Origin of the sequence: Streptomyces sp. NPDC021020, assembly GCF_044333285.1 — a bacterium.
Lineage (GTDB): Bacteria > Actinomycetota > Actinomycetes > Streptomycetales > Streptomycetaceae > Actinacidiphila.
Map to the genome: position 1 here is coordinate 789,612 of NZ_JBIRQQ010000001.1, position 21,909 is coordinate 811,520.

Sequence of the window (21,909 nt, forward strand, 5' to 3'; positions counted from 1 at the left end):
GGACGCGGGAGGGAGCCGGGCATGGCGGGCGAGGGCGAGCCGCTGTCGCTGCAGGAGCAGCTGGCGCGCCGCCGCCGGGGTGCCTTCGTCGGACGGCACGCCGAGATGGCCGCCTTCACCGGCAATCTCGGCACCGGTCCCGCCGACCCCGCGCACACCTTCCTCTTCCACGTCCACGGCCCCGGGGGCGTCGGCAAGACCACGCTGCTGGAGCGGTGGGAGCGCGCCGCCCGCGAGCGCGGGGCGCTGACCGCGACCGTCGACGAGACGGCCATGACCGTGCCCGCCGCCATGGACGCGGTCTGCGCCGCGCTCGCCGCGCAGGGCCGCCCGCTCAAGGCCACCGGCAAACTGCTGGCCCTGCACCGGCAGTTGCGCCAGGAGGCCGAGTCGCTGGCCGCGGGCGACGCGGGCCCCTCCGTCACGGGCACGCTGGCCGCGCACGCGGGCCTCGCCGGGCTCGGCCTGCTGCCCGGCATGGGGGCCCTGGCCGGGGCGATGGACCCGGCGCAGGTCGCGCAGGGCGTCGACCGGTTACGCGGCCTGCTCGGCGCCCGCTTCCGCGACGAGCGGGAGCTTCGGCTCGTCCTCGACCCGGTCGCCGTCCTGAGCCCGGTCTTCACCGCCGACCTCGCCGCCGCCGCGGCCCACGCGCCCTGGCTCACCCTCTTCTTCGACACCTACGAGCGCACCGGGCCGGTCCTGGACCGCTGGGTGCGCGACCTGTTCGTCGAGGGGCGGTACGGCGCGCTGCCCGCGACCGTCGTCGTCACCCTCGCCGGGCAGCGCGCCCCCGACCCCGCCGTGTGGGCCGACCACCTGGACCTCGTCGCCGCCCTGCCGCTCGCGCCCTTCACGGAGGACGAGTCGCGGCAGCTGCTCGCCGCCCGGGGCGTCACGGACGAGGCCGTCGTCGCGGCAGTGCTGCGGCTCACCGACGGGCTGCCGGTGCTGGTCGGCGCCCTCGCCGCGAGCCGCCCCGGCCACCCCGACGCCGTCGGCGACCCCGCCGACACCGCCGTCGAACGCTTCCTGGCCTGGGAGCCCGACCCGGACGGCCGCGCCGCGGTGCTGGCCGCCGCGCTGCCGCTGGAGCTGGACGAGGACGTCTACCGCACGGCCGTCGCCGCGGACGCGCCCCAGGCCGCCGGCCGCTACGACTGGCTGCGCGGGCTGCCGTTCGTCACCGAGCACGGCGGCCGGGCCCGCTACCACGACGTCGTGCGCGCCCAGATGCTCCGGCTGCGCCGCACCCGCTCCCCGCAGCGCTGGCGCGAGCAGCACGAGCGGCTGGCCGCGGCCTACGGCGGCTGGCGCGCCCGCGAGGAGCGCGGCCGCGGCGTCGGCGAGTTGTGGGCCGACGAGGCCTGGCGCGCCCAGCGGCTGCACGAGGTCTACCACGGCCTGTGCGCCGACCCGCGCGCCGCGCTCCCCGACACCCTCATGGACCTCGCCCGCGCCTGCACCGCGGGCCCCGGGACCGCCCGCCGCTGGGTCCGGATGCTCACCGACGCCGCCGAGGACACCGAGGCCCCGGCCCTCGCCCGCTGGGCCGCCGCGCTGGGCGAGGTGTACGCGGGGGCGTACGGGCACGGCGCGGACGCGGGGGCCTCCGACACGGGCCTCGCGGCGCGGGCGCTGACGGTGATCCTGGAGCGCGGCGCACTGGACCGCGAGCGGCGTGCCGCCGTGCACGCCGTACGGGCCTGGGCCCGGCGGCAGGCGGGGCGGCCGTACGACGCGCTCGCCGACTACGACCGCGCCGAACAGCTCGGCATGCGCGGCTTCCTGCTGCACACCGGGCGCGGCGACACCCGCTGGACGGTGGGCGACCCGGCCGGGGCCGTTCCCGACTACGCCGCCGCCCTGGCCGCCGAACCCGGCCACCCGCGCGCCCCGTACGTCCGCACCCAGCTCGGCGGCGCCCTCATGCGCACCGGCCGGCCCGCGGAGGCGCTCGCGGAGCTGGACGCCGCGGTCGGGGCCGACCCCGCGAGCGCCCTCGCCCGCGAATACCGGGCGATGGTGCTGCTGAGCCTCGGCCGCCCCGCGGACGCCCTCGCCGACGCCGAGGCGTGCCTGGCCGACGCGGCCACGCCCGACATCGGCCACCTCATGCTGCGCGCGGTCGCGCACCTGGAGCTGGGCCACCGCGAACTGGCCGCCGCCGACCTGGACGCGCTGCTCGCCGACCCCGCCGCCGTCCGCCAGTGGGCCGACGACCTGGGCCCGTACGTCCCCGTCCCGCGGGTCCTGGACGCGGCGCCCCGCGAGCACTAGCTGCGGCGTGCCCCGCGCGCGCCGGAGCGCACCCGGGAGATTCCGCGCCATCCCGCCGGAGCCACCCCTTCCGGGACAACCCCTCACCTACCCCTCGCGCCCCTCCCGCTCCTGGGTACGTCGGCTATCGTGCAGGGCCAGCACGGCAAGGATCGGGGGCAGACCGAAGGGGACCGCAGTGAACGCAGTCTGGGGACGCGCCCAGCAGCAGGACTTCCGCAGCCGCGTCCGCGGGTGCCTGCTCGGCGGGGCCATCGGCGACGCCCTGGGCGCGGGTATCGAGTTCGAGTCCCTGGAGGCGATCCAGGCCGCGCACGGCCCGGACGGCGTCGTGGACTACGTGCCCGCCTACGGGCGGCGCGGCGCGGTCACCGACGACACCCAGATGACGCTCTTCACCGTCGAGGGCCTGATACGGGCGCAGGTGCGCCGCGACACCGGCGCCTGGCACCCGCCCACCGACGTCCACCGCGCCTACCGCCGCTGGGCGGCCACGCAGAGCGAGTGGGGCCCCGACGAGCGCCGCAAGGACGCGGGCTGGCTCGCCCGCGAGGAGTGGCTCTACGCGCGCAGGGCGCCCGGCAACGCGTGCCTGAGCGGCCTGTCCGACGATGTGATGGGCAGCATGGAGGCCCCCAAGAACCCCGGCTCCAAGGGCTGCGGCACGGTCATGCGCTCGGCTCCCTTCGGCCTGCTCGTCGGGTGGGAGCCGCAGCTCGTCTTCCAGCTCGCGGTGGAATGCGCCGCGCAGACCCACGGCCACCCCACCGGGCAGCTCGCCGCGGGCGCCTTCGCCGTCATCGTCCACGGCCTCGCGCGCGGCGAGGCCCTCGACGGCTCCGTCCAGCACGCGCTGGCGCTGCTCGGCGCCCGCCCCGGCCACCAGGAGACCACCGACGCCCTGCAGAGCGCGCTGGGCGCCGTGCGGCAGGGGATGCCCTCCCCGCAGCGCGTCGAGGCCCTCGGCGAGGGCTGGACGGCGGAGGAGGCGCTCGCGATCGGCGTCTACTGCGCGCTGGTCGCCGAGGACGTCCGGCACGGGCTGCTGCTCGCCGTCAACCACTCCGGCGACAGCGACTCCACCGGCTCGGTCTGCGGCAACCTGCTCGGCGTCCAGCACGGCGAGACCGCGCTGCCGCCCGCGTGGATCGCGGAGCTGGAGGGCCGCGCGACGATCCTCCAGCTCGCGGACGACTTCGCGATGGAGATGACCCAGGCCCCCGCCCTCCACGGCCCCTCCGGCGCGAGCCCCGCCTGGCTCGACCGCTACCCGGCGGCCTGACCGTACGGCGGGCCTCCCGCCCGCGGAGGGCTACTCCGCGGGAGCCGGACGCAACGGACCCTCCTCCGGTCCGGAGCCAGGGCCGGAGCCCGAGGGCGCGCCCTCCTCCACCTCGTCCAGCTCGCGGGAGTTGATCGTGGCGATCAGGGCGTTGCGCTCGTCGGTCTCCTCGGGCCTGATCCACCCCACGACGACGTACAGCACCAGCGACACCGCGAGCGGCAGCGCGATCTGGTATTCCAGGTTCACGCCCCCGGAGACCGCGTCGTTGATCGGGTAGTTGACGAGGTAGAAGGCGAACAGGCCGAGCGCCCAGCTGCTGAGGGCGGCCGTCGGGCCGGACTTCCGGAAGCGCGGCAGCAGCCCCAGCATGAACGGGATCGCGATCGGCCCCATGAGTCCGGCGACCCACTTGATCACGACCGTGATGATGTCCTTGAACGTCGGCGAGTTGACCTGCGTGGCGACGGCCATGCTGAGTCCGAGGAAGGCCAGCGTGGTGATGCGCGCCGCGATGAGCCCGACCCGGGCGGTCCACGCGCGGGCCCGCTGCGAGAAGGCGGGTGCGATGTCCCGTGTGACGACCGCGGCGATGGCGTTCGCGTCGGACGAGCACATGGCCATGGTGTGCGAGAAGAAGCCGACGACGATGAGCCCGAGCAGCCCGTGCGGCAGCAGGTCCTGCGCCAGCAGCCCGTAGGAGTCGGAGCCGTCCGGCTTCTTGGCGTGCACCAGCAGCGGCGAGATCCACATCGGGAAGAACAGCACGACGGGCCACACGAACCACAGCGCCGCCGAGAGCGCGGCCCCGCGGGTGGCCTCGCGCGGCGACGACGTGGCCATGTACCGCTGCGCCTGGTTCCACATGCCGCCGTTGTACTCGAACGTCTTGATGAAGAGGTAGGAGATCAGGAAGACGGTGGTGTAGGGCCCGGCGGTGGGGTGGTTGTGGTGGTGCAGCGCGGGCTCGTCCCAGACGTTCCAGATGCTGCTGATCCCGCCGAGCTTGTGCAGCGCGGCGACGAGCATCGCGAGCCCGGCGACGAGCTGGATGACGAACTGGCCCAGCTCGGTGAGCGCGTCCGCCCACAGTCCGCCCACCGTGCAGTAGACGGCGGTGATCGCACCGGTGATGACGATGCCCTGGGTGATGGTCACACCGGTGAAGACGGACAGCAGCGTTGCGATGGCGGCCCACTTGGCGCCGACGTCCACGATCTTGAGCAGCACGCCGGACCAGGCGAGCGCCTGCTGCGTCGTCAGGTTGTAGCGGTTCTTGAGGTATTCCAGAGGCGAGGAGACGTGCAGCCTGGCCCGCAGCCGGTTCAGCCGGGGAGCGAACGTCTTCGCGCCTATTGCCACGCCGATGGCAATAGGCAGCGCCCAGGTGACGTAGGAGGTGATGCCGTACTGGTAGGAGATGCCCGCGTATCCGGTGAACATCACGGCGCTGTAGCCCGACATGTGGTGCGAGATGCCGGACAGCCACCACGGCATCTTGCCGCCGGCCGTGAAGTAGTCGCTGACGTCGCCGACACGCTTGTGCGACCACACGCCGATCGCGATCATCACGCCGAAGTAGGCGATGAGCACGGTCCAGTCGAGACTGTTCATAAGTCCCCTCCAGGGGGTCCGCCTTGTGAACGGGGGCGCACTTCGCTGCGACGCTCAGCCGGGCGGGTCGCCCCCGTGCGGGAGTGGGGACTTCCGGGGATTGAACCCTTGCCCGGAGGGGTGGTCAAGGGATCTGACGTTCATGAGTCTGAATCCAGGTCAGCAAGTCGAACGATTTTACGTCCTCTTTACCTTCGGGGGCATTGTGATGCTCATGACCGCCAACCCACCATGAGCGGGCACTTCGCTGGACGCGGGCAGGACCGGACCGCCGTACGGGAGCGGGTCCCGTACGGCACGGGAAGGGGGTCGGGCGCGCCTGACGGGGAAGGTCAGCCGAAGGCGGGCGCCAGCCTGCGCAGCCCCTCGGCGATCTCCTCGGGTGTGTGCGTGGTGAAGGACATCCGCAGCGTCGCCGGGTCTGGCGCGGCGGCGAAGAAGGGCGCGCCCGGCACATAGGCCACGTCGTACGTGATCGCCGTGCGCAGCCGCTCCGTCGCGTCGAAGCCGTCCGGCAGCCGCACCCACACGAACATGCCGCCCTCGGGGCGGTTCCACCGGCTGCCCTCCGGCAGCGCCCCGGGGAGCCCGGCCAGCAGCGCGTCGCGCCGCTCCCGGTAGGCGCCGCACACCCGGGCCACATGCGCGTCCAGGTCGTGGTCGGCCAGGTAGCGGGCGGCGGCGGCCTGGTCGACGCCCGACGTGTGCAGGTCGGCCGCCTGCTTGGCGATCACGCAGGCGCGCCGGAGCGCCTCCGGGGCCCGCATCCAGCCCAGCCGCATGCCGGGCGCCATGACCTTGGAAAAGCTGCCCAGCAGCACCGTGCGGTCCGCCGCGGCCTCGTGCGCGGCGATCCACCGCCCGCGCGCGCCTTCGTAGCGCAGCTCGCCGTACGGGTCGTCCTCGGCGATCCACAGCCCGTGCCGGCCGGCGACCTCCGCGACGGCGAGGCGGCGCGCGGCGGGCATGGTCCGACCGGTCGGGTTCTGGAAGTCCGGTATCAGGTAGAGCAGTTTCGGCCGCTCGCGCAGCACCAGCTCCTCCAGCGCGTCCGGCAGCACACCGTCCTCGTCGGTCGGCACCGGCACCACCCGGGCGCCCGCGAAGCCGAAGGACTGCAGCGCCGCGAGATACGTCGGATTCTCCACCAGGACGACGTCGCCCGGCTCCAGCAGCGTCGTCGCCAGCAGCGCGAGCCCCTGCTGCGAGCCCGCGGTCACCAGCAGGTCCTCGGGCCCGGTCGGCAGCCCGCGCGCCGCCAGCCGCCCCGCCACGGCCGCCCGCAGGGCCGGGTCGCCCTCCGTCGTGGCATATTGCAGGGCCGTACGCGGCTGCTCGGCAATGACCGCGTCGAAGGCCGCGCGCAGCCCCTCGGCGTCGAAGAGCTCGGGGGCGGGCAGACCGCCGGCGAAGGAGATGACCTCGGGCCGGGCGGTGAGCGCCAGGATCTCGCGTACCGGCGAGGCGCCGACATCCCGTGCGCGCGCGGCCAGTGGGGGCAGGGGAGCGGCGGTCGTCGTCATGGGCGGCAGCCTACAAACAGTCCGTGTAATGCGCAGGTATTTTCCCGGAACCCCCGGTCCTGCGGCCCCCGGTGGCCCCTGCCCGGCTCCTCCCGGCCTCCCCGCGCGTCCCCCGGCCCCTCCCGGCCCCTCCCGACCCCTCCCGGCCCCGGAAACAGCAGCGAGCCCTCTCGGCCAGGACGGCGGCCGGTCGAGAGGGCTCTGTCGGTGGTGCTGTGGATCGATGGTGCGGTGGATCGTGGTGCCGTGCCCGAGGGCTCAGCGCAGGTCGAAAGCGCCGTGGTCCACGTCGGCGACGAATCCGGACCACGCCTCGGGGGAGAAGGTGAGGACGGGGCCCTGCGGGTCCTTGGAGTCGCGGACCACGACGGCCGCGACCGCCGGGGACTTGACCTCCACGCAGGCACCGTTGCCGGTGGACCGCGAGGACTTCCGCCACTCGGGAGTGCTGCCCAGCTTGATTGCCATCTCTGCTCCGGTCTGTGCTGGTGACGGCGGCGGGGTGTGTTCCGCTCCACGGCGGGCCGCGGAACGGAGGTGTGCACCACCGCCTGACTGCGCTCGACGCTACCCGCCAACATCACCAACCCCGAGGGGCGTTCACTCGACCAGGTGGTAAATCGCCTACAACCCTTGCCGGTTGTACGACCCGATCTGTATGGTGCGCGCTTTTACATTTCTCTCTACCGTGTCAAGGTGCTCCGTCAGGCGTACCGCTGGGCCGCGTCGCGGATGAACTGCCGGGTGGCCTCCGCGCTCAGCGCCTGCGCCCGCAGGTGCTCGTACATGACGCTGTACGCCTGCACGTCGGTGTCCTTCTCCAGGTACAGATCGCTGTTGACGCCCTCCAGGTACACCACGGTGGCGTCCGTCGCGTCGGTGAACTCCAGCACCGCGAACTGCCCGCTCAGGCCCGGGTGCGCGCCCACCTCGAACGGCAGCACCTGCACGGTCACGTGCGGCAGGTTGCTCAGCTCCACCAGGTGTTCCAGCTGCTGGTGCATGGTCTGCGCGTCGCCGACCTTGCGCCACAGCGCCGCCTCGTCCACGACCGCCCACATGCGCAGCGGCCCGTCGGCGTCGGTGATCCGCTCCTGCCGCCGCATCCGGACGCTGACCCGCTTCTCGACCTGCTCCGGGCTGGCCTCCGGCAGATTCCCGGAGATGACCGCCGTCGCGTACTCCTTGGTCTGGAGCAGCCCCGGCACCACCTGGGGTTCGAAGACGCGCAGGCTCGCCGCCTCCGTCTCCAGGCCGATGTACACGCTGTACGGGATGTCGCCGAAGGCGTGCCACCAGCCCTGCTGGCGCGACTCCTTGGCCATCTGCATGAGCGACTCGACGATCCGCATGTCGTCCACGCCGTAGACCCCGCACAGATCCCGGACGTCGCGCTGGCTGATGCTGCGGCGTCCGTTCTCCAAGCGGCTGATCTTGGACTGGGAGACCAGGAGCCGGGCCGCGACCTCCTCGGCCGTCATCCCCTTCTCCTCGCGGAGCTTGCGCAGCTCCGATCCCAACCGGCGGCGCCTGACGGTGGGGTTGACGTTGGCGACCACAGGAACTGCACCTCCACGCTGATCCGTACTGATGGTCAGCAGCCTGCCACTAGCGGTCATCACCGCGCTGGCGAATGGTCGTAACAAGCTTGCCCGGCCCTTGCGCCGGGGCGCGCGAATCGTCCGTGCACGCCCCGCAAAAGGCGTAAAACATGCCGCGCGGGGCACCGGGACCGGACAACTGTCCGGCTCCCGACACCCCGCGCGGCACTGCGGCTCCCGGTGGGGGATCTCACCGCGGGCGGCTCCCGGCGCCACCGCTCCCACCGGCCTTCCGGTGGCTGCCGGAAATCCGTGGTGCCCGGTCCCTGCCGTCGGGCACCACGGCCTGCCCTGCGTCGTTACGTGTTGCGTGGGCCTTGCGTGCGGTCCTGCCGCCTTGCTGGTGGTTGCGGTGCTGCCGTGCCGGTGGAGTCCTGCTGCGTGGAACGGAGGTGCCCGGTGGACCCGGTGGAACGGACGTGCTCGGTGGAGCGGGGACGCCCGGCGGCGCGCGGTGCGTCCCGCCGTTCGTGCGTCTCTGCGTACCGTACGTACCGCATGTACCGCATCTCCTGCACATGTCGCATGTACCGCTCGTACCGCATGTACTGCCGTGTGCCGGCCGTGCGCGGTGCCGCTGGGCGCTGGGCCTCAGCGGGCCCCGGCCCTGGCCATCGAACCGTGTCCGACCGCCCGCCGTTCCTGAGCGGCCGGCCGCTTGGGCTGCGCGGCCACGCCGTTCTGCACGTCCATCACGGCGTGCGCGACGAGGCCGCCCATCGGGTCGTATCTGATCAGGTCCCGCAGGCGCGATCGCGAGGACCGGCCCTCGTTGCCCGGATACAGGTGCTTGCCGAGCCCCACCGAGTGGGCGAGCGCGGCGAGCGCCGCGGTCCGCGGGTCCGGCGGCACGCCGGTGCGGATCGCACTGTCCAGCCGGGCTCTGATGTCCCGGCTGACGGCGCTGTCGGTCGCCTGGTAGCGAGTCGTCGGCAGCACCCCGCACATCTGGCCCGGTACGGCGTGCACCATGCCGCACCGCTCCAGGTGCACGAGATACGTCTGGCGCAGCCCCAGCCGGGGCCCGCCGATCCAGTGGACCGCCCGCACCGGGCTGCCACGACGGCGCAGCAGTTCCAGCGCGGAGTCCAGAGTCGGATCTCCAGTCGGCCGTGGGTGCACCACGGCGATACGATCCCCGTCAGGGGCTATCCGTCCGGCCAGAGCCAGCTCGACGAGCTGCGCTCCGGCGAGGCCGAGGTCGAGTGATTGCGGCTGCGCCGTGGTCCCGGTCGTCGGGTCCAGGGCGAGCAGCAACAGCTCTTCCGGAATTGTTCTGCGGCTCTTGCCCATCCATGCCTCCCCGCGTGGATGAATGACAGGGTGACGCCTCTCACACCGGCCTGTCGAGAGCGCCTTTTCCATATCTGCGGGAACCGGCTGGTATGTCGTCCTCGTCTACGGGGGCGGCGGTGGTGTCGCAGACGGGTCGTGGGCCGGTCGCGGGGACCATGGCATGAGTGGGTCGTGAAGGGCCGGGGCGCCGCCGGGCGTCCGGGACGATGTGTGGAGGAGGTCTGCGTGGCGGGCGAGTCCCCCGGCAGGGAGAAGCAGCACGAAATGTCGGGGGAGGCGGCCGCGTCGCAGGCCGTGGATCCGAGGCTGGCGGTGTTCGGGACGCCTGCTGGGGCGCGTGAGGCTGCTGTGGCGGGCTCGGCGCCCGCCGGGCCGGACGCCGCGCCCGCCGCGGGCGGCTCCGCGCCCGGCGCCGATTCGCCCCAACTGCCCGCCTCCGACGCCGGGCCGCGCGCCGTCACCGCGTCCAGCGCGGACTCCGGCGCGGATACGCCGGGTGAGGTAGCCGTTCTGGACACCGCTCACGCCGCCCTTACTCCCGAGGTCCCTTCCGTCCCTTCTGCGGGGGCCGGGGAGCCGTCGAAAACGGAACCAAATCGTGATCCTGCGCCTGGGGCTGATGAGGCGGAGGAGGCTGCTGATGCGGCTGAGGTGAGTGAACGTTCAACTCAGGAGGCGGGGTCCGAGACCCCGCCGGCCGACCCCGAAGCCCCGCAGGACGCCCCGCCGGCCACCCCGCCGGACGCGCCGGAGCGCACTCCGGTGGACGAAGCGGGCGCTCGTCCGGCCGCCGCCCGAGAGGGTGAGCTTGCGGGGGCCGCGGGGGAGGGCGCGCGGGCTTCCGGTGAGGGGGCTGCGGGCGAGGGTGCTGCGGGCGCGGGCGCCGCCGAGGCCGCTGAGCCCGAGGCCGCGGAGGAGCCTGCCGACGAGGTGCCCGCGGGCAAGGGGCCCGCGGACGCGGAAGGGCCCGAGGCCGCCGAGGACGCCGCACCGGAGCCCGAGGACGCCCCCGAGCCCGAGGACACCGGCGTGCACCGCGCGGAAGTGCGCAGGTCGCTGCTCCGGCCCCTGGTGTCGGACCTGCCCGCCGAGCGCCCTGCCGCCGCGGCCCCCACGGCTGCGGCATCCGCATCCGCATCCGCATCCGCGCCCGCGTCCGTACCGCTGCCGCCCGCCGCGTCGCCGGACGGTGCCGACCCCGGCGCCGAAGATTCCCTGGGCCCGGACGGCACCAGGGTCATGCAGGCGCCCCAGGTCCTGCCGCCCGGATCCGGCCACACCGGCTCCACGCCGCTGAAGCTGCTCGCCGCGCTGACCAACACCCCGCCGCCCAAGCCCACGCTGATGCGCAGCGTCCGCCGCCGGTTCAAGATCTGGACCCCGGTCGTGGTGCTGCTCGCGGTGGTCTTCGTGATCGTCCAGGCGGTACGCCCGCTGCCGACGCCCGCCCTGAGGACGACCACCGCGTCCTCGTACGCCTTCCCGGGCACCGCCCTGCCGACGACGATGCCGTGGCCCGCGGAGGGCCAGTCCGTCGCCGAGGTCGAGGGCGTCGGCTCGCTCGGTGTGCACGGCGCGCAGAACCCCGTGCCGATCGCCAGCCTCACCAAGGTGATGACGGCGTACATCGTGCTGCGCGACCACCCGATCAACGGTGCCTCGCAGAACGGCCCGAAGATCCCCGTCGACAAGCAGGCCGCCGAGGAGTCCACCTCCGCGAACCAGTCGACCGTGCACGTCACGGAGGGCCAGCAGTTCACCGAGCGGCAGATGCTGCAGCTGCTCCTGGTGCCGTCCGGCAACAACATCGCCCGCCTGCTGGCGCGTTGGGACGCCGGTACGCAGGAGGCCTTCGTCGCGAAGATGACCTCGACGGCGAAGTCGCTCGGCATGGACCACACCACGTACACCGGTGCGAGCGGCTTCGAGGAGACCACCGTCAGCACGGCCGTCGACCAGCTCAAGCTGGCGCGCGAGGTCATGAAGAACGAGGCCTTCCGGTCGGTCGTCGCCCTCGCCAACGTCACGATCCCCGGCGTCGGCACGATCTACAACAACAACAACGACCTGGTGAAGCCCGGTGTCGTCGGCATCAAGACCGGCTCCAGCACCCCCGCGGGCGGCGCGCTGATGTGGGCGGCGCACAAGACCGTCGGCGGCAAGCAGCAGCTGATCCTGGGCGTCGTGCTCCAGCAGCACGGCGGCGTCACCGTCAACGACAGCCTCAACACGGCGCTGGCGCGCAGCCAGCAGCTCATCGAGTCCGTCCAGGGCGGGTTGACGTCAGCGACCGTCGTGAAGAAGGGCGAGGTCGTGGGCAGCGTCGACGACGGACTGGGCGGCTCCACGCCGGTCGTCGCCGGGGCCGACCTCACCGCGCCCGGCTGGCCCGGCCTCCACACCCCCGTGACCCTCACCCCCCTCCCGGGCGGCCTCCCGCACAGCGCGAAGGCCGGCACGACGGTGGGCACCCTCACGATCGGCTCGGGCCCCGACGCCACGAAGGTCCCGGCCCTCCTCCAGTCCGACCTGACGTCCCCGTCCTTCGGCTCAAAGCTCACGCACTTCTGAGCCGCCTGCACCGCACCGCGCGACCTTCCCCCGTCGGGGGCTGGCCGCGCGGTGGTGGTGGGGTCGGGTGGGTTGTACGGCGGGTTCGCCGCCGATGGTGGTGGAGCCCCACAGGGGAACCGTCAGACGACATCTGACTCGCACGGGTGGTGCGGGTGGGCAAACCCCGCGCCGCTAGGCGCGGGTACCCCCGCGGCGGGAAAGCCGCCAAGTAACGCCCCGCCTACGCGGAAAGTTCGCGTTCGAGCGGCGTACGGAAGCGCGGCGTCACGCGTACGGCGCCCAGGAACGCGGCCAGCCGCGCAGCGGCCCGCTCGACGGCCCCTTCCGCCTCCGCCCCGCGGTCGGCGAGCAACCGCCAGGCAAGCGCCCCGTCGGCACGCTGGGCCCAGCCGCCGACGACCTCGCCGCCCCACCAGACGGTGGGCCCGATGTTCCCGGTGCGGTCGAAGAGCTGCTCGTGCCCGTCGGGCAGGAACCATCCCCGGTCCCGCCAGGCCATGGCGAGCGGGTCGAGGGCGGGCAGCAGGACGGCCCCGCCCTCGTCGGCGGGATCCGGACCCGCGTCCGGGAGGACGTACCCGGTGGCGCCGTCGTCCAGGACGACCGCCTCCGCCCCGACAGCGGCGAGCGCCTTGCGGGTCTCCCCGAGCCCCCAGCCCGTCCACCACTTGAGGTCGGCCTCGGTGCCGGGCCCGTACGCGGCGAGCCAGGCACGGGCGAGCGCGGCCCGCGCGGGCTCCTCGGGGACCTCGGGCAGGGGCTCGGCGTTGGCCCAGCGGAATTGCCCGCTGATCCACGATCCCGCGGGCCGCCGCCGTTCGATGCGCCCTTCGGCGGCCATCGTGCGGATGACGCGGCTGGCGATGTTCTGCGTCGCCTCGTACGGCTTGCCGCGGGCGACGACCACCTGCTCGCGCAACCGCGGCACGAGCCGGGAGAGTTCCGCGCCGCTGCTGTCGGGGTGCGCGGCGAGGGCGGCGACGACCTCGGCCTCCAGGTCCGTGAGCCACGCGGCGTCCCAGCCGCCGCCCTCGGCGAGGAAGGCGAGCAGGTCCTTGCGCATCTTGACGGTGACCCGGCGCCCGGCGGCCGCGTACACCTGCGGGGCGAATTCCCGGTCGACGACGAACATCGTGCGCCGCATCGCGAGCATCCGCGTGAGGGCGGGCGGCTCGCCGTAGAGCGCCGCGTCCAGCCCGGCGACCGCACCGGCGGGGTCGGCCGTGCGTGCGGCGACGCTCAGGTAGACGGTGGCCGGATCCGTCGCGTGCAGGGCCACGAGGCCCCGCACCACGTCCATGACGTCATGAGCCCCCGCATATACCCGCGCCCGCCGCACATGTCCCATCTCCCCATCCTTTCATTTTTCCCGAACGCATGTACGAAGACTCGGTACATTGCCACGCCGTGGCACATTGCCGCGCGGGGGAACCGCGCCGGCCGGGTCAGCGCGGGGTGAACGCCCGCAGCCGCAGGCTGTTCGCCACCACGAAGACCGACGAGAAGGCCATGGCGGCCCCGGCGATCATCGGGTTGAGCAGTCCCGCCGCGGCCAGCGGCAGGGCGGCCACGTTGTAGGCGAAGGCCCAGAAGAGGTTGGAGCGGATCGTCCGCAGCGTGCGGCGGGCGAGGCGGATCGCGTCGGCGGCCACCCTGAGGTCGCCCCGTACGAGCGTGAGGTCGCCCGCCTCGATCGCCGCGTCCGTGCCCGTGCCCATCGCGAGGCCGAGGTCCGCCTGCGCGAGCGCCGCCGCGTCGTTGACGCCGTCGCCGACCATCGCGACCGTACGGCCCTCGGCCTGGAGGGCGCGGACGACGGCGACCTTGTCCTCGGGGAGCACCTCCGCGTGGACGTCCTGCGCCGCGATGCCGACCTGCGCGGCGACGGCGGCCGCGACGGCGGCGTTGTCGCCGGTGAGCAGGATGGGCCGCAGCCCGAGGCCGCGCAGCCGCCGTACGGCCTCCTCGCTGCCGTCCTTGACGGCGTCCGCGACCACGAGGACCGCCTGCGCGCGGCCGTCCCAGGCGACGGCGACGGCCGTGCCGCCGTCCGCCTCCGCCGCGGCCTTGGCGCGTACCAGCTCCTCCGGCAGCGGCATGCCCCGCTCGGTGAGCAGCCGTTCGCGCCCGGCAAGGACGGTGCGGCCGTCGACGGTGCCCTCCACGCCGAGGCCGGGCAGGTTGCGGAAGCCGTCGACGGCGGGCAGTACGCCGGCCCGTGCCGCCGCGCCCGCGGCGATCGCCCGGGCGACGGGGTGCTCGGAGGCGTGCTCCAGCGCACCGGCGTACCGCAGCGCGTCCCGCTCCTCGACGCCCTCGGCGACCAGCACGGACCGCAGCGTCATCGAACCCGTCGTGACCGTCCCGGTCTTGTCCAGCACCACCGTGTCCACGGCCCGCGTGGACTCCAGCACCTCGGGCCCCTTGATGAGGATGCCGAGCTGCGCGCCGCGCCCGGTGCCGACCAGCAGCGCGGTGGGCGTCGCCAGGCCGAGCGCGCAGGGGCACGCGATGATCAGCACCGCGACCGCCGCGGTGAACGCCGCCTGCGGCCCTTCGCCGAGCGCGAGCCACACCCCGAGCGTGCCGAGCGCGAGCAGGATCACGGCGGGCACGAAGACCGCGGAGATACGGTCGGCGAGCCGCTGCGCCGCCGCCTTGCCGTTCTGCGCGTCCTCGACCAGGCGGGCCATCCGGGCGAGCTGGGTGTCGGCGCCGACCCGGGTCGCCTCGACGACCAGCCGGCCGCCCGCGTTGACGGTCGCCCCCGCCACGCGGTCGCCCGGCCCGACCTCGACGGGCACCGACTCGCCGGTGAGCATCGATGCGTCCACGGCCGACGTGCCCTCGCGCACCAGCCCGTCGGTGGCGATCTTCTCGCCGGGGCGTACGACGAAGCGGTCGCCCACGGCCAGCTCGCCGATCGGCACCCGTACCTCGGCGCCGTCGCGCAGCACCGCCACGTCCTTGGCGCCCAGTTCGAGCAGCGCCCGCAGCGCGGCTCCGGCGCGCCGCTTCGCGCGGGCCTCGAAGTAGCGGCCGGCGAGGATGAAGGCGGTGACGCCGGAGGCCGCCTCCAGGTAGATCTGGCTGCCGCTGTCCTGCCGGGAGATTGTGAGGCGGAAGGTGTCGGTCATACCGGCCATCCCGGCGTCGCCGAGGAGGAGCGCCCACAGCGACCAGCCGAAGGCGGCGAGCGTGCCCACCGACACCAGGGTGTCCATGGTCGCGGCGCCGTGCCGCAGGTTCGTCCAGGCGGCGCGGTGGAAGGGCCAGCCGGCGTAGACGACGACGGGCGCGGCGAGTGTGAGCGACAGCCATTGCCAGTTGTCGAACTGCGCCGCGGGCACCATCGCCATCACGATCACCGGGACGGCGAGCACGACGGCGGTGAGCAGGCGCTGACGCAGCGCGGTCAGCTCACCGCCCTGCGCCTGCCCGTCCTCGCCCTTGCGCGGGTCCTGCGGGTCGGCCGCCGGGGGAGCGGGGGGCGGGGGGAGCGCGGCGGTGTAGCCGGTGGCCTCGACGGTCGCGATCAGGTCCGCGACGGCGACGGGGCCCTGGAAGCCGACCTTCGCCTTCTCGGTCGCGTAGTTGACGGTCGCCGTCACGCCGTCCATCCGGTTGAGCTTCTTCTCGACCCTGGCCGCGCAGGACGCGCACGTCATGCCGCCGATCTCCAGCTCGACCCAGTCGCCGGCGGCCGGCTGCCGCACGTCGCTGCCGTTCGTCGTCGTCACCGCTTCGCTCCCCTCACTCCCCCTGGTGGTGTCAGGCCCGGCCGACCAGCTCGTAACCCGCCTCGTCCACGGCCGCCCGCACGGCCGCGTCGTCGACCGGCTGGTCGGAGTCGACCGTCACCAGTCCGGTCGAGGCGACCGCCTTGACGGACGTGACACCGGGGATCGTGGTGACCTCGCGGGTGACCGCGGATTCGCAGTGGCCGCAGGTCATGCCGGACACCGTGTAGACCGCCTGGCTCATGCTGTGCTCCTCGTCGGGTGCGTGCGGGACGGCTCGTTCCGTCCCCGCTCTCCCGAGGATATACCCCCTAGGGGTATTTGGCGAACACCCCTGGGGGGTATTCGCCCAGCCTCCCGTCGCCGGTCACCCGCCGCCTTCCCCAGCCTCGTCCTCGTCCTCGTCCTCGTCCGCGGCCAGTCGGTCCAGCAGCGCGGCGGCGAGCCGCAGCACCTCCCGCTCGGTGGCGTTCAGTTCGGTATCGATACGCGCACGCAGCCAGGTGTCCATGACGGCGACGTCGCGCGCCATCGCCGTGTACCCGCGCTCGGTCAGCGCCACCACCTGGCTGCGCCCGTCACCCGCGGCCCGGCTGCGGCTCACCATCCCGTCCCGCGCGAGCGCGGCGAGCGTGCGGGTGAGCGACTGCGGCTGCACGTGCAGCGCCGCCGCCACCGCGCCGGGCGTCGACGGCCCCGCCCGGTAGAGCTGGGCGAGTACGCCGAGCCGCCCGCTGGGCATGGCGTCCGGCGGTCGCTCGGCGCGCATCCGGCGACCGAGCCGGTTGACGGCCCGGCGCAGATCGGCGGCGGGGTCGTCGGGTGGCGGAGGAAACATGGGCTGCTTTCGTAAGCTCGGCGTACTATCTGAGGGAGTGATGGCCTGATGGGCGACCAGCAATCGATAGCCGACGGTCGAAAACTAGGACGCTGCGCGTAATAATCGATGATCGACAAGGGGTAATCGCGTGCTGGACCGGCTGCGCCTGCTCGACCCCGGACGGGTACGGCTGCACGCCGCCGCCCGCACGATTCTCGCGGCCCTCGCCGCGCTGCTGATCTCCGCGGCCATATGCGCGGCCGAGGACCTGCCCGGCGCGCTCGTGGTGATCGCGACCGTCGTGGCCGTCATGCTCTCCCGCTCGCTGCACAGGACCAGCCTCGCGCATCGCCTCACCGCCCTGGTGCACGTCCCCGTTGTCGGCCTGCTCGCGGCCGCCATCGGCCGCTTCATGCTGCACCACGCATGGCTCGGCGCGGCAATGTACGTCGCCGCGGTCACCGCGGCCCGCTACCTGATGCGTTTCGGCGGCACGGTCCGCGCCCTCGGCCGGCTCGCCCTGGGCCCGGTCATCGCGATTCTCGTCGTCCCGATCCCGCCCAGTGCCGCCGAGGCGGCCGCCCCGTGGTGGGCCGCCGCGGCGGGCGCGCTCGCCGTCGCCTGTGTGCTGCTCTCCCAGGCGGCGCTCCCGGCCCGCCCCGCCCGTGAGGCCGCGACCGCGGCCCTCGACGTCCTGCGCGCAGCCCGCCGCCTCCAGGACCTCCCCCCGTCCGCGGCGGCCCGCGCCCGCGCCGCCCGCGCCCTCCACCGTGCGGCCCTGACGACCGAGGACCGCCTCGCCGCCGCCACCCCCGCGTCACCGTCCTTCGCCGCCCTGGCCACCGCGGTCCTCCACGCCGAAGTGCTGGCCACCACCTCCCGACCCGCGCAGCCGCCCGGCGCGGCGGGCCCCGCCGACCTCCATCCGCGCCCGGCGTCGGGGCACCCCCTCACCCGCCTCCTGCCCGGCGGGCGGTCCGCCGCACGGACCCGGCCCCCGGGAACGGCGACGGAGGGCCCGGCGGAAACCGCGGCGGCGGGCGTCGTCGCCGCGGCGGCAGCAGTCCGCGCGACCCGGGCCCGCGAACTGCCCGCACCCCCACCACCTCGCGCCCCTCGCCCGGGGTCGGCCCGCAAAAGCCCGCAGCCCCAGACGCGCCTGACCGCCCAGCTCGCCGCCGCGATGGCGCTCGCCTTCGCCGCCGGGCATCTGGTCTTCCCGCACCACTGGACCTGGACGGTGATCACCGCCTTCGTGGTGTGCAGCGCGGCCCGCGCCCGCGGCGACGTGGTGCACCGCAGCGCCCTGCGCATCGGCGGCGCAATTGCCGGGGCGGTGACCGGTACGCTCGCCGCCCACCTGGTGGCGGCGACACCGCCCGCCGCCCTGGCGGTGATCTTCTGCTGCCTCTTCGTCGGCGTGTGGCTGCGCGACGTGAACTACGCGGTCTGGGCGTTCTGCGTGACGAGCCTGCTCGCCGTCCTCTACTCGCTCAACGGCGAGCACGACACCGCCGCCCTGCTGCTCCAGCGCCCGGAAGGCATCCTGCTCGGCTCGGCCTGCGGCGTCCTCGCCGCGTATTTCGTGCTGCCGCTCCGCACGGAGACGGTGATGCGGGGGAGGGCCGCCCGCGCGCTCCAGGCCCTCCAGGACCTGCTCGCCGCCGCCCGCGAGCCCGACCCGCAGCCCGCCGCCCTGCGCACGCTGGCCCGCACCGCCGACCGCGCCGCCCGCGACCTCGGCGACGCGGCGGCCTCCGCGCGGGCCCACCGCGCCCTCCGCACCCGCCTCGCCCACCCCGCGCTGCCGGTCCGCCCGGCGCACCGCCCCGCGCCGCACGCCGCGGACTGGGCGGACGCCCTGGCGGCCTGCGTCCACGAGGCCCGCGCCCTCGCGGCGCTGCCCCCGGAGGCGCTCGCCGCCGCCCGCCCCCACCTCGGCCTGACCGCCCGCAACCTGGGCCATGTTCGCCGCCGCCTCGGCCACCGCCCCGAGGCCGAACCGCCCCGCCCCGTCACCGCCCCGCCCGTCCACCACCTGAACGCGGCCCTCGCCGCCCTCTACGCCCAGCTCCCCGCCACTCCCCGGCCGAGCGAGCGCACCGACCCGCTGCCTCCCGTCCCCTCCGGCGCCGGACCTGCCTAGCCGCCCGGCCGAACCGCCCCAGGGCGCCGGCCCGCCCTGAGATCTTGCGCACTCCCGCCACCACCCCCACCGGATCCGGGACGGGGGCTCTACCCTGGTCGGGTCGGCGCGTACCCCGGCAGGGACGCGACCTACCCACCTCAGGAGGCGGCACCGTGCTGCGCACCATGTTCAAGTCCAAGATCCACCGCGCGACCGTGACCCAGGCCGACCTGCACTACGTGGGCTCCGTGACGGTCGACGCCGATCTGATGGACGCCGCGGACCTGCTGCCCGGCGAACTCGTGCACATCGTCGACATCACCAACGGCGCCCGCCTGGAGACGTACGTCATCGAGGGTGAGCGCGGCTCCGGCGTCATCGGCATCAACGGCGCGGCGGCCCACCTCGTCCACCCCGGCGACCTGGTGATCCTCATCAGCTACGCCCAGGTCGACAACGCCGAGGCCCGTACGCTGCGGCCCGCGGTCGTGCACGTCGACGCCGGCAACCGGATCGTCGCCCTCGGCGCGGACACCGCGGAACCCGCGCCCGGAAGCGACTCCGTGCGCCCCCCGCACGCCATCGCGCCGGTGCACGCCACCGTCTGACGCCCCACCAGGACCGGTGCCTCGGCCCCCGGGCCGGGGCATTCCGGAACGGGCAGCTGCCGCCGGATTACGCCGCGGTCATCACCGCGGCGCCCATGACCTGCCCGGACACCGTGCGTATCTCGACCCGCGCGCCGCGCGCGGCAGCGGTCCAGCGGGCGCGCAACCGCGCCAGCTCCGCGAGCTCCTCGGCCGTCCACGGCCGGTCGCCGTGCTCCTGGACATAGGCCCGGAGCGCTGCGTTCGCCTGATCGAGACTTCCCCCGTACATGCGAACCACCCTAGACGGACCCACTGACAATCCCGAACCGGAAAAGCCGCTGCGCGTGGCGGCCCCCGCACGCCCGAGCGGGACGGAAAAGCCCCCTCCGTGCGGCGCTGACCAGCGGCGAGTACCGTCCGCCCGGCGCGGGGTGACGGATTGTCAGTGCCTGCTGCCATGCTGAGTGTGAGAGAGGACACAGCGTCCAAATCCGGCAGATCGCCCGGCCCGGCGGCCCGTCCGCGCGGCCCTGTGGCACAGCGCACACGGAGGTCCAGCATGCTCACCAACGACTACGTCCCCGGCGCGCCCAACTGGGTCGACCTGGGCAGCCGCGACGTCCCGGCGGCCGCCGCCTTCTACGGCGAGCTGCTCGGCTGGCAGTTCGGCCCAGCGGGGCCGGAAGCGGGGGGATACGGCATGTTCACGTTCGGGAGCGAGACGGTCGCCGCCCTCGGCCCGCTCCAGGACCCGGACGCCCGCCCTGCGTGGACGGTCTATTTCCACACGGCCGACGCCGACGCGACGACGAAGGCCGTCGAACAGGCCGGCGGCAGCGTCCGCTTCCCGCCCATGCCGGTCGCCGGACACGGGCGGCTCGCGGGCTGCACCGACCCGAGCGGCGCCGAGTTCGCCGTGTGGGAGCCGGGCACGACCCCCGGCCTTGACCGGGTCGGAGCGCACGCCCTGTGCTGGACGGAGCTCTACACGACGGACGCGGCAAGGGCGAAGGAGTTCTACGGCTCGGTCCTGGCCTGGGATTATGAGGAGGTGCCGCTGCCCGGCGACGCGGGCTCGTACGTGATCGCGTCCAGGAGCGGCGGCGGCCAGGAGGGCTCGCACAGCGGCATCATGCAACTCGGCGCGGGCCTGCTCCCGGAGGGCACGAGCTACTGGCAGCCGTATTTCTCGGTGGACGACGTCGACGCGACGGTGGCGAAAGCCGCCGAGCGCCACGCCGCCGTCCTGATGCCGGGCACGGACATGCCGGGCGTGGGCCGGCTCGCCCTGCTCAGGGACCCGGAGGGAGCGTTCTTCGCGCTGCTCCACCCGGTGCCCCCGGCCTCGGGCGCCTGACGCACCATCCCGTTCAAGCTCCCGCGCCGCCGGCAGCCTCCGCGCCGTCCGGCCAGGCGGCGAGCCGCCGCGCGCTCTCGAAACGCACCTCCCGCCCCGTCAGCGGATCGGTGAATTCCAGTGCCCGGGCCAGCAGTTGCAGCGGCCTCGACCAGTCGTCGTCGGCGGCCTCCGGCAGCAGCCGCGGATAGAGCGGGTCGCCCAGCAGCGGCAGCCCCAGGCCGCTCATGTGCAGCCGCAACTGATGGGTGCGGCCCGTCGCGGGCAGCAGCCGGTAGCGGCCCAGGCCGCCGCGCCGGTCGAGCAGCTCGACGCGGGTCTCGGCGTTCGGCGGGCCGTCCGCGCGCTCCTCGGCGGCCATCCGCCCGCGCTCCTTGACGATCCGGCTGCGCAGGACGCACGGCAGCCGCACCGCCGGGTCGTAGGCGGCCACGGCCTCGTATTCCTTGCGCACGCGCCGGTCACGGAAGAGCGTCTGGTACGCGCCGCGGTCCTCGGGCCGTACGACGAAGAGGACCAGGCCCGCCGTGAGCCGGTCGAGCCGGTGCGCGGGCGTGAGGTGGGGCAGGCCGAGATCGCGCCGCAGCCGGGTCAGCGCCGTCTGTGCGACATGCCGGCCGCGCGGCGTGGTGGCCAGGAAGTGCGGCTTGTCGGCGACGACGGTGTGCTCGTCGCGGTGGACGACCCCGACCGGATACGGCATCTCCGGCTCGGCCGGCGGCTCACGGTGGAACCACACCCAGCCGCCCGGCACGTACGGGGTCGACGCCAGCACCGGCCCGTCGACGGTGACGAATTCCCCCGCGGCGCACATCTCCTCGACCCGCTCGGCGCCCAGCACGGGCCCGTACCGCCCGAGCAGATGCTCGCGTACGGTCGCCCAGCCACCCGCGCCCGCCCCGTCACCCGGCAGCCGCAGCCGTACGGGGTCCACGCCCTCCCGCTGCGGCAGCGGCGACGCCGGAGGCCTGCGCCCTGCCCTGCGCGCCACGTCCCCGCACCTCGCCCCGCATCACCCGCACCGTCCGGCCGCCCCCAGGCTACGCGGCGCCCACGCGGAGGTTGACCTGTTCGCCCGCGGTGATCGTTTCGGGGCCGGATCGG

Annotated in this window: 17 protein-coding genes; 6 read left to right on the plus strand and 11 right to left on the minus strand. The window is 74.3% G+C overall.

Features of this window, described 5'->3' with window-relative positions:
• Positions 1 to 21 precede the first annotated feature (21 nt).
• Together ACH4SL_RS03485 and ACH4SL_RS03490 are read left to right on the plus strand one after the other, a co-directional pair.
• Positions 22 to 2,280 carry a tetratricopeptide repeat protein gene (locus ACH4SL_RS03485; RefSeq protein WP_398441683.1) on the plus strand — a complete coding sequence of 753 codons (2,259 nt, stop codon included), beginning with the start codon at positions 22 to 24 and terminating at the stop codon, positions 2,278 to 2,280.
• Positions 2,281 to 2,458: 178 nt separating this feature from the next.
• Positions 2,459 to 3,562, plus strand: coding sequence for an ADP-ribosylglycohydrolase family protein (locus ACH4SL_RS03490; protein ID WP_398441684.1), 1,104 nt, complete (start codon positions 2,459 to 2,461; stop codon positions 3,560 to 3,562).
• Between the two features lie 30 nt (positions 3,563 to 3,592).
• On the opposite strand, the gene ACH4SL_RS03495 is transcribed toward ACH4SL_RS03490, so the two are convergent.
• From ACH4SL_RS03495 to ACH4SL_RS03515, 5 genes are all read right to left on the minus strand, one after another.
• Entirely contained in the window at positions 3,593 to 5,176 is a 1,584-nt protein-coding gene (locus ACH4SL_RS03495) for a sodium:solute symporter family protein (protein WP_398441685.1), read from the minus strand.
• A gap of 332 nt (positions 5,177 to 5,508) precedes the next feature.
• On the minus strand, positions 5,509 to 6,699 hold the full coding sequence (locus tag ACH4SL_RS03500; RefSeq protein ID WP_398441686.1) for a PLP-dependent aminotransferase family protein: 1,191 nt from the start codon (positions 6,697 to 6,699) through the stop codon (positions 5,509 to 5,511).
• A gap of 258 nt (positions 6,700 to 6,957) precedes the next feature.
• Complete coding sequence (locus ACH4SL_RS03505) at positions 6,958 to 7,167, minus strand: DUF397 domain-containing protein (RefSeq protein WP_398441687.1); 210 nt, start codon at positions 7,165 to 7,167, stop codon at positions 6,958 to 6,960.
• A gap of 236 nt (positions 7,168 to 7,403) precedes the next feature.
• Complete coding sequence (locus ACH4SL_RS03510; RefSeq protein WP_398441688.1) at positions 7,404 to 8,258, minus strand: helix-turn-helix domain-containing protein; 855 nt, start codon at positions 8,256 to 8,258, stop codon at positions 7,404 to 7,406.
• A gap of 633 nt (positions 8,259 to 8,891) precedes the next feature.
• Positions 8,892 to 9,593, minus strand: coding sequence for a GPP34 family phosphoprotein (locus tag ACH4SL_RS03515; protein WP_398441689.1), 702 nt, complete (start codon positions 9,591 to 9,593; stop codon positions 8,892 to 8,894).
• 654 nt (positions 9,594 to 10,247) lie between these two features.
• On the opposite strand from ACH4SL_RS03515, the gene ACH4SL_RS03520 reads away from it, so the two are divergent.
• Positions 10,248 to 12,167: a D-alanyl-D-alanine carboxypeptidase family protein gene (locus tag ACH4SL_RS03520; RefSeq protein WP_398441690.1), complete on the plus strand. Its 1,920-nt coding sequence runs from the start codon at positions 10,248 to 10,250 to the stop codon at positions 12,165 to 12,167.
• Between the two features lie 223 nt (positions 12,168 to 12,390).
• Here ACH4SL_RS03520 and ACH4SL_RS03525 read toward each other — a convergent pair whose 3' ends face one another.
• The 4 genes from ACH4SL_RS03525 to ACH4SL_RS03540 all read right to left on the minus strand — a co-directional run bounded on the left by ACH4SL_RS03525 (position 12,391) and on the right by ACH4SL_RS03540 (position 16,748).
• The gene (locus ACH4SL_RS03525; RefSeq protein ID WP_398441691.1) at positions 12,391 to 13,470 is read right to left on the minus strand and encodes a DNA glycosylase AlkZ-like family protein; all 1,080 of its coding nucleotides are present in this window, start codon (positions 13,468 to 13,470) and stop codon (positions 12,391 to 12,393) included.
• Positions 13,471 to 13,615: 145 nt separating this feature from the next.
• Entirely contained in the window at positions 13,616 to 15,838 is a 2,223-nt protein-coding gene (locus tag ACH4SL_RS03530) for a heavy metal translocating P-type ATPase (protein ID WP_398441892.1), read from the minus strand.
• A gap of 103 nt (positions 15,839 to 15,941) precedes the next feature.
• On the minus strand, positions 15,942 to 16,154 hold the full coding sequence (locus ACH4SL_RS03535; protein WP_398441692.1) for a heavy-metal-associated domain-containing protein: 213 nt from the start codon (positions 16,152 to 16,154) through the stop codon (positions 15,942 to 15,944).
• A gap of 123 nt (positions 16,155 to 16,277) precedes the next feature.
• Positions 16,278 to 16,748 (minus strand): MarR family winged helix-turn-helix transcriptional regulator, encoded by a 471-nt coding sequence (locus tag ACH4SL_RS03540; protein ID WP_398441693.1) that lies wholly within the window; start codon positions 16,746 to 16,748, stop codon positions 16,278 to 16,280.
• Between the two features lie 130 nt (positions 16,749 to 16,878).
• Between ACH4SL_RS03540 and ACH4SL_RS03545 the strand changes: the two genes are divergently transcribed.
• Both ACH4SL_RS03545 and panD read left to right on the plus strand, forming a co-directional pair.
• Positions 16,879 to 18,876: an FUSC family protein gene (locus tag ACH4SL_RS03545; RefSeq protein WP_398441694.1), complete on the plus strand. Its 1,998-nt coding sequence runs from the start codon at positions 16,879 to 16,881 to the stop codon at positions 18,874 to 18,876.
• A gap of 155 nt (positions 18,877 to 19,031) precedes the next feature.
• Entirely contained in the window at positions 19,032 to 19,466 is a 435-nt protein-coding gene (gene panD / locus ACH4SL_RS03550; RefSeq protein ID WP_398441695.1) for an aspartate 1-decarboxylase, read from the plus strand.
• A gap of 67 nt (positions 19,467 to 19,533) precedes the next feature.
• Here the strand turns inward: panD and ACH4SL_RS03555 are convergent, their stop codons facing one another.
• Positions 19,534 to 19,737 (minus strand): hypothetical protein, encoded by a 204-nt coding sequence (locus ACH4SL_RS03555; RefSeq protein ID WP_031514222.1) that lies wholly within the window; start codon positions 19,735 to 19,737, stop codon positions 19,534 to 19,536.
• A 270-nt stretch (positions 19,738 to 20,007) separates the two neighbouring features.
• On the opposite strand from ACH4SL_RS03555, the gene ACH4SL_RS03560 reads away from it, so the two are divergent.
• The gene (locus ACH4SL_RS03560; RefSeq protein ID WP_398441697.1) at positions 20,008 to 20,805 is read left to right on the plus strand and encodes a VOC family protein; all 798 of its coding nucleotides are present in this window, start codon (positions 20,008 to 20,010) and stop codon (positions 20,803 to 20,805) included.
• A gap of 13 nt (positions 20,806 to 20,818) precedes the next feature.
• On the opposite strand, the gene ACH4SL_RS03565 is transcribed toward ACH4SL_RS03560, so the two are convergent.
• On the minus strand, positions 20,819 to 21,796 hold the full coding sequence (locus ACH4SL_RS03565) for a pseudouridine synthase (protein ID WP_398441698.1): 978 nt from the start codon (positions 21,794 to 21,796) through the stop codon (positions 20,819 to 20,821).
• Positions 21,797 to 21,909 lie beyond the last annotated feature (113 nt).

What these genes read in the sequence shown, in the direction of transcription:
- ACH4SL_RS03485 (WP_398441683.1), top strand. Translation starts at nt 22, where the DNA reads ATGGCGGGCGAGGGCGAGCCGCTGTCGCTGCAGGAGCAGCTGGCGCGC.
- ACH4SL_RS03500 (WP_398441686.1), bottom strand. Translation starts at nt 6,699, where the DNA reads ATGACGACGACCGCCGCTCCCCTGCCCCCACTGGCCGCGCGCGCACGG.
- ACH4SL_RS03495 (WP_398441685.1), bottom strand. Translation starts at nt 5,176, where the DNA reads ATGAACAGTCTCGACTGGACCGTGCTCATCGCCTACTTCGGCGTGATG.
- ACH4SL_RS03540 (WP_398441693.1), bottom strand. Translation starts at nt 16,748, where the DNA reads ATGTTTCCTCCGCCACCCGACGACCCCGCCGCCGATCTGCGCCGGGCC.
- ACH4SL_RS03555 (WP_031514222.1), bottom strand. Translation starts at nt 19,737, where the DNA reads ATGTACGGGGGAAGTCTCGATCAGGCGAACGCAGCGCTCCGGGCCTAT.
- ACH4SL_RS03530 (WP_398441892.1), bottom strand. Translation starts at nt 15,838, where the DNA reads ATGACGTGCGCGTCCTGCGCGGCCAGGGTCGAGAAGAAGCTCAACCGG.
- ACH4SL_RS03515 (WP_398441689.1), bottom strand. Translation starts at nt 9,593, where the DNA reads ATGGGCAAGAGCCGCAGAACAATTCCGGAAGAGCTGTTGCTGCTCGCC.
- ACH4SL_RS03525 (WP_398441691.1), bottom strand. Translation starts at nt 13,470, where the DNA reads ATGGACGTGGTGCGGGGCCTCGTGGCCCTGCACGCGACGGATCCGGCC.
- ACH4SL_RS03535 (WP_398441692.1), bottom strand. Translation starts at nt 16,154, where the DNA reads ATGAGCCAGGCGGTCTACACGGTGTCCGGCATGACCTGCGGCCACTGC.
- ACH4SL_RS03560 (WP_398441697.1), top strand. Translation starts at nt 20,008, where the DNA reads ATGCTCACCAACGACTACGTCCCCGGCGCGCCCAACTGGGTCGACCTG.
- ACH4SL_RS03505 (WP_398441687.1), bottom strand. Translation starts at nt 7,167, where the DNA reads ATGGCAATCAAGCTGGGCAGCACTCCCGAGTGGCGGAAGTCCTCGCGG.